The sequence below is a fragment of the Bradyrhizobium sp. genome (assembly GCF_049519115.1).
Taxonomy (GTDB): domain Bacteria; phylum Pseudomonadota; class Alphaproteobacteria; order Rhizobiales; family Xanthobacteraceae; genus Bradyrhizobium.
The window spans coordinates 41,321-53,027 of sequence record NZ_JBEKRB010000028.1 but is presented as its reverse complement, the minus strand read 5'-3'; the positions used below and the strand labels follow the sequence as shown (position 1 = coordinate 53,027).

Sequence of the window (11,707 nt, the reverse complement as noted above, 5' to 3'; positions counted from 1 at the left end):
GCGGCCGCCGAGGCTCGCCGCCGTTATTCCGCTCGACAGATGTCGCGGTAGACGCCACCTTCGCTTCGTAACCAGTCAAGGTGCCCCATGAGCAAGCCCGTCAAGTCCGCTGCCGAATTGATCGCCATGGCGCGCGCCGAGCTCAAGGTCCATGCCGATTGTCCCGATGGAATCGAGATCTCGGTGATCTCCAACGCCGATAGTTGGGAGTTCCGCGCGGCCGCGGACGCGGGAACCGTGGCCAAACCCGGCTATCCCGAATGCGTCGCCATGCTGGTGCAGATCGGCGATCAGCTCGGCAAGCAGTATGAGCTGAAGGACTAGTTTCCGCCGTAGCTTTGCACCAGGCTGCCGGCGACCAGCGACCAGCCGTCGACCAGCACGAAAAAGATCAGCTTGAAGGGCAGCGACACCACCACCGGCGGCAACATCATCATGCCCATCGACATCAAAACCGAGGCTACCACGAGGTCGATGATCAGGAAGGGCAGGAACAACAGGAACCCGATCTCGAACGCGCGCTTCAACTCCGAGATCATGAAGGCCGGCACCAGAATGCGCAGCGATAACGCATCCGGCGTCGCCGGCGGCGGTTCGCCGGACATGTCCATGAACAGTTTGACGTCCTTTTCGCGGACGTTCTTCAGCATGAAGCCGCGTAACGGCACCGACGCCCGCTGCAACGCCTCCTCGACACTGAGCTGGTTGGCGACCAGCGGCTTGATGCCATCGTCGTAGGATTTTTGCAGGATCGGTCCCATCACGAAGGCGGTCAGGAACATCGCCAGCGCAATGATGACGGAGTTGGGCGGCGCGGTTGCGGTGCCAAGCGCGGTGCGCAGCAGCGACAGCACGACGACGATGCGGGTGAACGACGTCATCATGATCAGGATCGACGGCGCCACCGACAGTACCGTCAACAGCGCGATCAGCTGGATCGCGCGCTCGGTGACGCCGCCATTGCCCTGGCCGCCGCCGAGATTGATGCTGATGTCTTGCGCCCATGCGGGCGCAGCCAGCAGCCCGGCGGTAACGATAGTAGCTAAAAATAAAACAACTCTACGCGGAGGGCCTGCGGCCCTCACGAAGGAGTCTTCGGGCGGCCGAGAAGCGAAGCCATTTCGTCTTCGAGATTGTCGAAGCCGCTCTTCGGGCTGGGCGCCGCGGGCGCCGGCGGCGGCTCGCTGCGGGGAGGAGTTGCGCGGGCAGCCGGCGGTTCCGGCGCGACCGGGGGCGCAACGGCATCGCCTCCGGGGCGTCGAAGTGCTGCCTCGAGCCGCTGGGCCATCTCGGCAAGATTTTGATCCGCCGAAGACATCGCAGGTGCCGAGGTTGGCATCGGGGGCGGGGCTGCGGGACGTACTTCGCGAACCGGCGGCTTGGGCGCCACTTCAACCGGCCGCGCGGGACGCGGCATCATCGGCTCGCTTCGGGGCATGCGCGGAGCGGGCGGTGGTTCGGTGCGCGCTTCGGAGCGGCCGCCCATCAGCTCGGGCGCAAAGCCGGCGAGCGGATCTGTGACCCGCTCGGGGCGTGGGGCGCGGCGCACTTCGTCAGCAAAGGCCGGCCGTGAGGGGCGCGGCGGCGGCTCGGGCATTTGCGGCTCAGCGTGATCGAACGGTTCGGCGCGGGCGGCTTCCGCATCGCCCCAGCCGGTCGGGTCGGGCAGTGGCACAATCCGGGGCTGCGCATCCGCGCTTGCGCTGGCGGCGGCGCTGGCGACGGCCGGCCGCGGCGGCAATTGATCCCGGCCGGGCATGGCGCGCACGATATTGGGTTCGACGACGATGTCGGTCGGACCGCCGATCATCAAGAGATGTTCGACGTTGTCGCGCCGAACGAGCACAAGCCGCCGTCGTCCGTCGACCGCGGCCGCATCGATGACGGCCAGACGAGGCATCCTCCCGCGTTGGGTGTTGGCACCGAGCCGGTTGGAGGCGAATCGGCGGATCAGCCAGGCCACGACGCCGATCAGCGCCAAGACCGCCACAAACGCGAAGAAGAATGTAAGTGCCTGCATAATTTGTCCCCGGCAAACCGCGTTTTTAAGGGCTTCTATGGTCCGAGGCGCCGCCCAAGCCGCCTCGTGACGCCAATGAAGTCCTTAAAGTCTGGCTTTAGCTCACGTCTGGCCCAAGTTAACGTCCCACGGCAAAAGCTGCCGTCCCGACAGTCTTAATAACCCATGAATCGGCAGGGCCAAAACGACTTCTCGACGGGACCATGCCAATGATTTGGTTGGTTAACGCAGCATTCGTGGCGAAATTGCGCTCGAACCGATTCGATCCTGGCGCAAATCTGCCGAACTCCCGGCCAGCGCAATCTTAACCGGCTGTTAACCATACACGCGGCAAATTCTGCCTACCGCCAGTGTCCCGATCGGGCCGCTGGCCAAGGGGAGCGCGGCGATGCCCATCAACGACCTTCCGGCCCTGTCGATCCTGCGTACCAAGATGCAGTGGCACCAGGAACGCCAGCGGGTGCTGGCGGAAAACGTCTCCAATTCCAATACGCCCAATTTCAAGCCGCGCGACCTGATCGAGCCGAAATTCGAAGTCGGCAGCGGCAAGGTCGACGGGGGGGCCGCGTCGCTGCCGATCGCGCGCACCAGCGCCAGTCACATTGCGCCCGACGGCGGTGACCCGACCTTCGATCAGAATCGCAGGGCCGGTTTTCTGACGCGCCCCGCCGGCAACGCGGTCAATCTCGAAGACGAGATGCTCAAGACTTCCGCCAACCAGATGGACTATGCGGCGATGACCTCGCTCTACAGCAAGAGCCTGCATCTTCTCAAAACCGCGATCGGCAAGGGCTAGCACATGATCCGCGGTCGTAACGGCTAACAACAGGACAAGCGCATGGCAAACGATGCGAACGACTTCGTCCGCTCGATGGGCATTGCGACCTCGGGCTTGCGCGCCCAGGCCGGCCGCATGCGGGTGATCTCGGAAAATATCGCCAACGCCGATTCAACGTCGGCAGTCGCGGGCGGCGATCCTTACCGCCGCAAGGTGCCGACTTTTTCTTCCGCGCTCGACCGCACGATGGATGCCCAGGTGGTGACACTCGGCAAGATCAGACCCGACCAGTCGGCGTTTCACGTCAAATACGACCCGAGCAATCCGTCGGCGGATGCCGCCGGCAACGTCAAATATCCAAACGTCAATCCGATGGTCGAAATGACCGACATGCGGGAAGCGCAGCGGTCCTACGAGGCCAACCTCAACATCATCGGCGCCACGCGCCGGATGATCCAGCGCACGCTCGACATCTTGAAGGCCTGACAGGAAGGTTTAACCCATGGCTTCACCTGCAATTGCCGCCAATGCTTACGCCGCGGCCGCCCGCGCCCTCGACACCGGAGCGGCCGCCAAGCCGACCGATGCCGGCGGGCCGTCGTTCAGCGATGTGTTGAAAGACGCCGTCGGCGGCGTGCTCGATGCCGGGCGCAAATCCGATTCGCAGACGGTAGCGATGGCATCCGGCAAGGCCAACGTGATGGACGTCGTGACGGCCGTGGCGGAGACCGACGTGGCGGTCTCGACGCTGGTGTCGGTGCGCGACAAGGTCATCGCGGCCTACGAAGACATCATGAAGATGGCGATCTGATTTTTCTCGTCGTTCCGGGTCGCGCGAAGCGGGAACCCGGAACCTCGAGATTCCGGGTCTGGTCCTTCGGACCATCCCGGAATGACGGCCCACTCGAACGGAAAGCTTAAAATGACCGGTGCAGAAACCCTCGATGTGGCGCGTGACGCGATCTGGACGATCGTGGTGGTGTCCTCGCCGCTGATGGTGGTCGGGCTCGTGGTCGGCGTCGTGGTGTCGCTGTTCCAGGCGCTGACCCAGATTCAGGAGCAAACGCTGATTTTCGTGCCGAAAATCCTCGCCATTTTCATCACGCTGCTGCTGGCGCTGCCATTCATGGCCGACTCGCTACACAGTCATATGATGCGGATATCATCGCGAATCATCGGCGGCTGATGGCATCATGGGCCGCGCGGTAGATCTGACATTCGCTCAAGTGTCGCCGCGAATGATGGAGCCGGGACGCTCGGCCTATGCGCATCGACATTTCGCTTTTGCCGGCCCTTGCGGCGACCTTCATGCTGGTGTTCGCCCGCGTCGGCGCCATGGTGATGCTGCTGCCGGGGTTGGGCGAATCCAATATCCCGGTGCGCATCAAAATTGCGATCGCGCTTTTGCTCACGCTGATCATCGTGCCGCTGCATCGCGCGGACTACCACGTCAATATGGACACGCTCTCTGCGCTTCTGGTCATGTTTATTTACGAGATCCTGATCGGCATCGTGCTCGGCGCTACCGCGCGGGTCACGTTGGCGGCACTTCAGGTCGCAGGCGCCGTGATCGCCCAGCAGCTCGGCCTTGGCTTTGTGACCTCGGTCGACCCGACGCAGGGCCAGCAGGGCGTCGTGATCGGCAACTTCCTGACGCTGCTCGGCATCACCATGCTGTTTGCGACCGACAGCCACCATCTGGTCATTGCCGCGCTCAACGACAGCTATTCGATCTTCTCGCCGGGCGAGGTGATGCCGAGCGGCGACGTCGCCGCACTCGCCACCCGCGCCTTCGCGGCCGCCTTCAAGATCGGCATGCAACTGTCTGCGCCATTTCTGGTTTTTGGCCTGGTCTTCAACGTCGGCCTCGGCGTGCTGGCGCGGCTGATGCCGCAGATGCAGGTCTATTTCGTGGGCGTGCCGCTCTCGATTCTGGCGGGGTTTCTGATCTTTGGCGTCGTACTGACGGCCATGATGGGAAGTTTCCTCGACTACTTTATCGCCGTCATGCACGACATGATCCCTCTGAAGTAAGGGCTTCTTGATTCATGGCCGATGAGGACGATGGCGGCGAACGCTCAGAAGACCCCACCCAAAAACGCCTCGACGATGCGCTTGAGCGCGGCGACGTCGCCAAGAGCCAGGAAGTCAACACCTGGTTCATGATTGCAGGCGCAACCCTTGTTATTTCGAACTTTTCCGGTTCCATCGGTGACATCCAGACGCCTCTGAAGAATATCATCGCCAATTCCTGGATGATCCGCGTCGATGGTCCGGGTCTTCTGATGCTGATGCAGAACCTGGAATATGTGCTGTTTGCCGCGCTCGGCCTGCCGATCCTGATGCTGATCATCGCGGCGATCGCCGGCAACATGTTGCAGCACCGGCTGGTGTGGTCGGCCGAATCGCTCACGCCCAAATTCTCCAAGATTTCGCCGATGGAGGGCGCCAAGCGCGTCTTCGGCAAGCAGGCGCTGGCGAATTTCGCCAAGGGCCTGTTCAAGCTAATTGCACTTGGTGCGGTCATGACCGCGATCCTGTGGCCGGAGCGGCATCGTCTGGAGTCGATGCTGCGGTTCGATCCGTCCGCGCTGTTGGGCGTGGTGGTCAGTTTGACGTTGCATCTGATGGGCTCGGTCGTCGCGATGCTCGCGGTGGTCGCGATTGCGGATTACTTCTTCCAGTACCGGCAATGGTACGAGCGACAGAAGATGTCGCTGCGGGAGATGAAGGAGGAATTCAAGCAGTCCGAAGGCGATCCGCACATCAAGGGTCGAATCCGGCAGTTGCGGCAGCAGCGCATGAAGAAGCGCATGATGGCCGCAGTCCCCAAGGCCTCCGTCATCATCACCAACCCGACCCACTACTCGGTGGCGTTGTCCTACGAACGCGGCATGCCGGCCCCGATCTGCGTCGCCAAGGGCGTCGACCTGATCGCGCTCAAGATCAGGGAAATCGCAGGCGAGCATAACATTCCGATCGTCGAGAACGTGCCGTTGGCGCGCGCGCTCTATGCCAATGTGGAGATCGACGAGGAGATACCCGTGGAACACTATCATGCGGTGGCCGAAATCATCGGCTACGTGATGGGTCTGCGGCGCGGCCTGTCCGGCCGGCGGTGACGTGGCCGGTTCCTGTGTAGGGGCTGGGTCGAACTGCGAATTACCCCGGCGGCGGCTTGCGCTAACGGGTGCGATTGGGGCACTCAGGGGGAGAAACGCCGAATCTAGTGTCCCGATTCCGAAGTTCGTCGCATTTTGCGGAGCCACGTTTCGAACTTCGGAATCGAAAGGACACTAGCTAATCTATTGATCTAGTGTGACTTTGGTTCAGAAGTCCGCATGACGAACTTGCGTCAGAAATGATGCGGACTTCTGAACCAAAGCCACACTAGCGTACATATGGTGCGTCCTACCCGTGTCGACAGGCTATTCTCCTTCTCATGACCGCCGAATCTGACCCATACGCCCCGCGACCGGCCACCGCCCACGAGCCGGTGCGGCGGGGCGGCAGCATTTTGCTGGTGCTGCTGGTCGCAGGCGTCATCGTTGCGGTCGCGGTCGCGCTCACCACCATCGGGCGGGCGCAGGCGCAGCCTTATATTCTGGGCCTGTTGGCTCTGCTTGCCATGGTCGGCCTGTTCAATCTCTTCGCTTTTGCCGCCGGCATCATCCGCTTCGTTGACCGTTCGATCGATGATCCGGTGGTCCGCCGCATCGCCGATCTCGCCTATGACGGGATCGCCGTGACCGACCCGAGCGGCCATGTCGCTTATTCCAATTCGGCCTATCTGGCGCTCACGGGCGCGGTGAACCCGCAAGATGTCCGCCCGGTGGAGCGGGTTTTCATCGGCAATCCCGACGTCTCGGAAGCGGTGTTCCGGCTGCTCAAGGCGGCGCGCGAGGGCAAACGCCAGCAGGAGGAAGTCCGTCTCGCCGGCACCAACGGCGACCACGGCCGCTGGCTCAGGATGCGGGTCCGTCCGCTCGGCCAGAGCAAACGTGAGGCGAAATATGCGGTGTGGTCGATCGCCGACATCACCCGCGACCGCGAGCGGCAGGAGGACGTGTTCCAGGAGTTGCAGCACGCGATCGAATATCTCGATCATGCGCCGTGCGGCTTCTTCTCGGTCAACCCCGCCGGCGAGGTCGCCTATGTCAATGCGACGCTCGCCAACTGGCTCGACTACGATCTGGCGGAGATCGGATCGGGCGGGTTGAAACTGACCGACATCGTGTCCGGCGATGGCGCCGCGCTCCTGACCTCGGTGACGCCGGTGCCGGGCGAGGTGACGACCGAAGTCTTCGATATCGATCTGCGCATGCGCACCGGCAAGACCATGCCGGCGCGGCTTTATCACAAGCTTGCTTTCGGCGCCGATGGCGTCCCCGGCGCCTCGCGGACGCTCGTCATCAGCCGCGCGCGCGACGAGCGCGCCGACCCGCAACGGGCCGCCGAAGTGCGCTTCATGCGCTTCTTCGACCATACACCGATGGCGATTGCGACCGTCGACCGGTCAGGTGCGGTCGTCCGCGCCAATGCCAGGTTCGCCAAACTGTCACAGGGCCTCGGCGCCGACGGTGCGGCCGGCAAATCGATTTTCAGCACTGTCAACGCCCGCGACCGCAACCTTCTGGTCGCGGCGATCAATCAGGCAGCGCAGGGGCAGGGCGATATCGCGCCGGTCGAGGTCATGCTCGACGGCACCAAGGAGCGCTGGGCGCAGTTCTTCGTCACCTCGGTCGAGGAGGACGAACGCGAGGCGGAAGCCGCGATCGTCTACATGCTGGAGACGACGGAGCGCCGGGCGCTGGAGAACCAGATCAACCAGTCGCAGAAGATGGACATGGTCGGCCAGCTCGCCGGCGGCATCGCGCACGACTTCAACAACGTGCTGTCGGCGATCATGATGGCGAACGACTTCCTGTTGAACGCGCACAAGCCAACCGATCCGTCGTTCCAGGACATCATGCAGATCAAGCAGAACGCGACGCGGGCGGCCACACTGGTGCGCCAGCTGCTGGCGTTCTCGCGCCGCCAGACGCTGCGGCCGCAGGTGCTCGACCTTGGCGATGCGCTGTCCGACCTCACCATGCTGCTGCGCCGTCTGATCGGCGAAAAAGTGAAGCTCGACCTCGTCCACGGCCGCGACCTGTGGCCGGTGAAGGTCGACGTCTCGCAGTTCGAACAGGTGGTGGTCAATCTCGCGGTCAATGCGCGCGATGCGATGCCCGATGGCGGCAAGCTCTCGGTACGCACGGCCAATGTCACGGCCGACGAAGCTACCCAGCTCGCCTATAAGGGGATGCCGGCGGCCGAATATGTCAGGATCGATGTCACCGACACCGGCACCGGCATTCCGGCCGAGATCGTCGACAAGATCTTCGAGCCGTTTTTCTCGACCAAGGAAGTCGGCAAAGGCACCGGCCTCGGGCTTTCGACGGTGTACGGCATCGTCAAACAGACCGGCGGTTTCATTTATGTGGATTCCGAACCCGGCAAGGGAACCTCGTTCCGCATCTTCCTGCCGCGGCATCATCCCGAGAAGGAAGTCGCGAGCGATCCTGTGGCGGCCAAGGAGGCGTCCACTGAGGCCAAGCCCCGCACCGATCTGACCGGGCAGGGCACGATCCTGTTGGTCGAAGACGAGGAGGGCCTGCGTTCGCTCAACGCGCGTGGCCTGCGCTCGCGTGGCTACAGCGTGATCGAGGCTTCCAACGGCGTCGAGGCGCTGGAAGCGCTGGAGGAAAAAGAGGGCGCGGTCGATCTCGTGGTCTCGGACGTGGTGATGCCGGAGATGGATGGGCCGACGCTGCTCAAAACCATGCGCGGCAAGAACCCCGACCTGAAGATCATCTTTGTTTCAGGTTATGCGGAAGACGCCTTCGAGAAGAGCCTGCCGGAGAACCAGCAATTTGCCTTCCTGCCGAAACCCTTCACGCTGAGCCAGTTGGTGGCCGCGGTGAAGGAGACCATGACGCCGCAGTAAGGTTGATATCGCGTTGCCATGACCTGGTGTGACGATCAGGCCCGCGACGCAGGGCCGCAGCCTGTCCCCCTCGCTGCGGCTTCCCTTTTGAGCGACCCTGCCCACCTAAGGGAGGCGCTGTCCCCAGGGCATCAAGACCATGGCAGCGCGGGTTTCAAGGGAATATCGTCATGAATTTCAGGCCACGTGTTCTCGGCTTCATGCAGGCCTTTGCCGTCGTTTTGTCGCTTGCCTTGCCGCTGGTTACTGCGGCCACGTCGGCTGATGCGCGGGTCGGCGGCGGCGTCAGCTCGGGCTCGCGCGGCGCGCGGACGTTCTCGGCGCCGCCTTCGACCTCGACGGCGCCCAGCACCGCGCAGCCGTTCAATCGTACCATTACGCAACCGGGCAGCCCCGGTTTGGGCACCGGCGGCGGCGGTTTCTTCAACCGTCCGGGCATGGGTCTGTTCGGCGGATTGGCGGCGGGGTTCCTCGGCGCCGGACTTCTCGGCATGCTGTTCGGCGGCGGATTGTTCGGCGGCATCGGCGGATTTTCGTCGATCATCGGGCTGATCCTGCAGATCGGGTTGATCGTGTTCCTGGTGCGGCTGGCAATGTCGTGGTGGCAGCGCCGTCAGGTGACGCAGACTGCCTATGCCGGCGGGCCTTCGCCACTTAGTGCCCAGGCGACGTCGGGCTCGGGGACCGGGTTTGGACTTGGATCGGGCAGTGCGCCGGTCCAGATTCTTCCCGCCGATTACGAAGCCTTCGAGCGGCTGCTTGGCGAAGTCCAGGACGCCTGGTCGAACGAGGACGTCGCGCGGCTTCATACGCTGGCGACGCCGGAAATGGTGTCGTATTTCACCCGCGATCTCGATCAGAACAAAGCGGAGAATGTCGTCAACAAGGTTGCCGGCACGCGGCTTCTGCAAGGCGATCTCGCCGAGGCCTGGCGCGAGGGCGAGACCGACTATGCGAGCGTCGCGATGCGTTACTCGCTGGTCGATACCACGCTCGACCGCGCCAGCGGCCGCGTCGTCAAGGGCAACGGGCAGCCGGAGGAAGTCACCGAGGTCTGGACCTTCCTGCGCCCGCGCGGCAGTAACTGGGAATTGTCGGCGATCCAGCAGACCTGATTACTTTGTGTGAAGAATTGTGACGTGAGCGGGCGCTGCGGTTTTACCGCGGCGCCCTTTCATTTGTGCGTCGCGCAAACGGAATAATGTCGGTCATAAAGGGTTGCATTATCGTCAGACGATCGATGAAAAAAGGCCGGTTGAATCAAAAAACAAATGGGAGGATTTTCAATGTCTGTTCTCGCTAAAAACATTTCGCGTCTTGGTGTTGTCTCGGCCATGGCTTTGTTCGCGAGCCTGGTAGCGGCGCCAGCGCAGGCCCAATCGGCCAATACCACGTTCTTCGTCACCTCGGCTGGTCCGGGCAAGGGCGCAGACCTCGGTGGTATCGAAGGTGCCGACAAGCAGTGTGCGACACTTGCCAGCGCCGCAGGCGCGACTGCCAAGACCTGGCACGCTTATCTCTCGACGCAGGCCGCCGACGGCAAGCCCGCAGTCAATGCGCGCGACCGCATCGGCAAGGGACCGTGGCAGAATTCGAAAGGCGTCGTGATCGCCAAGGACGTTGCCGATCTGCACAGCGCGTCGAATAACCTGAACAAGCAAACCGCGCTCAGCGAAAAGGGCGAGGTGATCAACGGCCGTGGCGATACGCCGAACCGTCATGACGCGCTGACGGGTTCGCAAGCCGACGGCACCGCGTTTGCGGCGGGTGAAGACCGTACCTGCAAGAACTGGACGAGCTCGACGCAAGGCGCGGCGATGATGGGCCATATCGACCGCATCGGCCTGCGCGACGACGATGCCTCGAAATCCTGGAACTCGTCGCATCCCTCGCGCGGCCCGGATGGCGGCTGCTCGCAGGCCGATCTCAAGAGCACCGGCGGCGACGGCTTGCTGTACTGTTTCGCCGCGAACTGATCGGCGGTTCTCCTCCCTCTCTTTGTAGGAGAGGGAGGAGCGATTTTGTGCCATGCCGCCTCAGCGGCCAGGTATCTTTTCTAAGATCGTATTTTTGGAAGATCAGGCCTGATAGTTGAACAGCGCCGACAAGCTTGAACTGGACGCTGTCGCGGCGCCATTGGCTCCGTACGAAGAGGATTGAGCATCCTGGAGCGATTTCAAGAAGTCTTGCAGGACGTTGCTCAACGAATTGCTGCTGTCGGATGACGAGCTGCTGCTCGACGACGAGTCGCTCGAACTTGAAGACGACGAGCTGCTGTCGATCAACTGCTCGATTTCTGAGGCCAGGCTGTTCGAAGACGACGACAATGAACCGCCGCTCCCCGATGGACCGCCGCCCGGAGGGGGGCCGGGCGGTGGTCCACCGGCGCCCCCGGGTCCACCGGGACCGCCGGGGCCACCCTGACCGCCGGCGCCGCCCGGGCCATTGGCAAAGGTGTTGGTGAACAGGTTCTGCAATTCAGTGGCCTGAGAACTCGTCAGGGCGCCGCTGGAGACCTGAGCCTGGATAAGGCTTGTGATCTTGGACTTGATATCTCCGGGACCGGTATCTCCGCTGCTGCTCGTGGAGCTGGAAGAACTGGACGAGGACTGACCGGACGTCAGCGAATCGTTGATGCTTGTGAGCGCCGAGGACAGCGCGGACTCATCGGACGAACTGATCGTGCCGGCCGACACTTCGGACTGAAGCTCTGAGTCCAGCTGCTGAAGAGGACTGGTGTAAGCGTACTGATTGGAGCCGATTGATGAAATCGATGACATCGAATTCTCCCGCCAAATAAGATGCCACGATGGTTAGGCGGGCTCGATTAACTCAATCTTACCGGGCTGCGGCGGGTTTATTTCCGGTTGTTTCAGGTTTCTCCCTGTTGCCAGATTGAAACAAAAATCCGGATGTCTCC

Annotated in this window: 13 protein-coding genes; 10 read left to right on the top strand and 3 right to left on the bottom strand. The window is 62.6% G+C overall.

The features are described 5' to 3' along the window. The first annotated feature begins 87 nt into the window (after positions 1 to 87). Positions 88 to 324 carry a hypothetical protein gene (locus ABSE61_RS20665; protein ID WP_423872989.1) on the top strand — a complete coding sequence of 79 codons (237 nt, stop codon included), beginning with the start codon at positions 88 to 90 and terminating at the stop codon, positions 322 to 324. Here the strand turns inward: ABSE61_RS20665 and fliP are convergent. Beyond that, positions 321 to 1,085 (bottom strand): flagellar type III secretion system pore protein FliP, encoded by a 765-nt coding sequence (gene fliP / locus ABSE61_RS20660; protein WP_423872988.1) that lies wholly within the window; start codon positions 1,083 to 1,085, stop codon positions 321 to 323. The two genes, ABSE61_RS20665 and fliP, sit on opposite strands and share 4 nt — an antisense overlap. Next, positions 1,082 to 2,020, bottom strand: a complete 939-nt coding sequence (locus ABSE61_RS20655; RefSeq protein WP_423872987.1) for a flagellar biosynthetic protein FliO — start codon at positions 2,018 to 2,020, stop codon at positions 1,082 to 1,084. Before ABSE61_RS20655 ends, fliP begins: the two co-directional genes overlap by 4 nt. A 388-nt stretch (positions 2,021 to 2,408) precedes the next feature. On the opposite strand from ABSE61_RS20655, the gene flgB reads away from it, so the two are divergent. The 9 genes from flgB (at position 2,409) to ABSE61_RS20610 (ending at position 10,763) form a co-directional block, all read left to right on the top strand. Next, positions 2,409 to 2,816: a flagellar basal body rod protein FlgB gene (flgB, locus tag ABSE61_RS20650; RefSeq protein WP_423872986.1), complete on the top strand. Its 408-nt coding sequence runs from the start codon at positions 2,409 to 2,411 to the stop codon at positions 2,814 to 2,816. Positions 2,817 to 2,858: 42 nt separating this feature from the next. Further along, positions 2,859 to 3,284, top strand: coding sequence for a flagellar basal body rod protein FlgC (flgC, locus tag ABSE61_RS20645; RefSeq protein WP_423872985.1), 426 nt, complete (start codon positions 2,859 to 2,861; stop codon positions 3,282 to 3,284). 16 nt (positions 3,285 to 3,300) lie between these two features. Next, positions 3,301 to 3,609 carry a flagellar hook-basal body complex protein FliE gene (gene fliE, locus ABSE61_RS20640; RefSeq protein ID WP_423872984.1) on the top strand — a complete coding sequence of 103 codons (309 nt, stop codon included), beginning with the start codon at positions 3,301 to 3,303 and terminating at the stop codon, positions 3,607 to 3,609. 111 nt (positions 3,610 to 3,720) lie between these two features. Then, positions 3,721 to 3,984, top strand: a complete 264-nt coding sequence (gene fliQ, locus ABSE61_RS20635; protein ID WP_423872983.1) for a flagellar biosynthesis protein FliQ — start codon at positions 3,721 to 3,723, stop codon at positions 3,982 to 3,984. A 77-nt stretch (positions 3,985 to 4,061) separates the two neighbouring features. Continuing rightward, positions 4,062 to 4,832: a flagellar biosynthetic protein FliR gene (fliR, locus tag ABSE61_RS20630; RefSeq protein ID WP_423872982.1), complete on the top strand. Its 771-nt coding sequence runs from the start codon at positions 4,062 to 4,064 to the stop codon at positions 4,830 to 4,832. A 14-nt stretch (positions 4,833 to 4,846) separates the two neighbouring features. Beyond that, positions 4,847 to 5,920, top strand: a complete 1,074-nt coding sequence (gene flhB, locus ABSE61_RS20625; RefSeq protein WP_423872981.1) for a flagellar biosynthesis protein FlhB — start codon at positions 4,847 to 4,849, stop codon at positions 5,918 to 5,920. 320 nt (positions 5,921 to 6,240) lie between these two features. Next, positions 6,241 to 8,787, top strand: coding sequence for a cell cycle histidine kinase CckA (gene cckA, locus ABSE61_RS20620; protein ID WP_423872980.1), 2,547 nt, complete (start codon positions 6,241 to 6,243; stop codon positions 8,785 to 8,787). Between the two features lie 170 nt (positions 8,788 to 8,957). Then, entirely contained in the window at positions 8,958 to 9,902 is a 945-nt protein-coding gene (locus tag ABSE61_RS20615; RefSeq protein WP_423872979.1) for a Tim44 domain-containing protein, read from the top strand. A gap of 219 nt (positions 9,903 to 10,121) precedes the next feature. After that, a complete protein-coding gene (locus tag ABSE61_RS20610; RefSeq protein ID WP_423873016.1) occupies positions 10,122 to 10,763 on the top strand; it encodes a lectin in 642 nt (213 codons plus the stop codon). 102 nt (positions 10,764 to 10,865) lie between these two features. Here ABSE61_RS20610 and ABSE61_RS20605 read toward each other — a convergent pair whose 3' ends face one another. After that, positions 10,866 to 11,567: a hypothetical protein gene (locus tag ABSE61_RS20605; RefSeq protein ID WP_423872978.1), complete on the bottom strand. Its 702-nt coding sequence runs from the start codon at positions 11,565 to 11,567 to the stop codon at positions 10,866 to 10,868. Between the last annotated feature and the right edge of the window lie 140 nt (positions 11,568 to 11,707).

Excerpts from the sequence above, each read along its gene's own strand:
- ABSE61_RS20665 (WP_423872989.1), top strand. The coding sequence starts at position 88 with ATGAGCAAGCCCGTCAAGTCCGCTGCCGAATTGATCGCCATGGCGCGC.
- ABSE61_RS20655 (WP_423872987.1), bottom strand. The coding sequence starts at position 2,020 with ATGCAGGCACTTACATTCTTCTTCGCGTTTGTGGCGGTCTTGGCGCTG.
- flgB (WP_423872986.1), top strand. The coding sequence starts at position 2,409 with ATGCCCATCAACGACCTTCCGGCCCTGTCGATCCTGCGTACCAAGATG.
- flgC (WP_423872985.1), top strand. The coding sequence starts at position 2,859 with ATGGCAAACGATGCGAACGACTTCGTCCGCTCGATGGGCATTGCGACC.
- fliE (WP_423872984.1), top strand. The coding sequence starts at position 3,301 with ATGGCTTCACCTGCAATTGCCGCCAATGCTTACGCCGCGGCCGCCCGC.
- fliQ (WP_423872983.1), top strand. The coding sequence starts at position 3,721 with ATGACCGGTGCAGAAACCCTCGATGTGGCGCGTGACGCGATCTGGACG.
- fliR (WP_423872982.1), top strand. The coding sequence starts at position 4,062 with ATGCGCATCGACATTTCGCTTTTGCCGGCCCTTGCGGCGACCTTCATG.
- flhB (WP_423872981.1), top strand. The coding sequence starts at position 4,847 with ATGGCCGATGAGGACGATGGCGGCGAACGCTCAGAAGACCCCACCCAA.
- cckA (WP_423872980.1), top strand. The coding sequence starts at position 6,241 with ATGACCGCCGAATCTGACCCATACGCCCCGCGACCGGCCACCGCCCAC.
- ABSE61_RS20615 (WP_423872979.1), top strand. The coding sequence starts at position 8,958 with ATGAATTTCAGGCCACGTGTTCTCGGCTTCATGCAGGCCTTTGCCGTC.
- ABSE61_RS20610 (WP_423873016.1), top strand. The coding sequence starts at position 10,122 with ATGGCTTTGTTCGCGAGCCTGGTAGCGGCGCCAGCGCAGGCCCAATCG.
- ABSE61_RS20605 (WP_423872978.1), bottom strand. The coding sequence starts at position 11,567 with ATGTCATCGATTTCATCAATCGGCTCCAATCAGTACGCTTACACCAGT.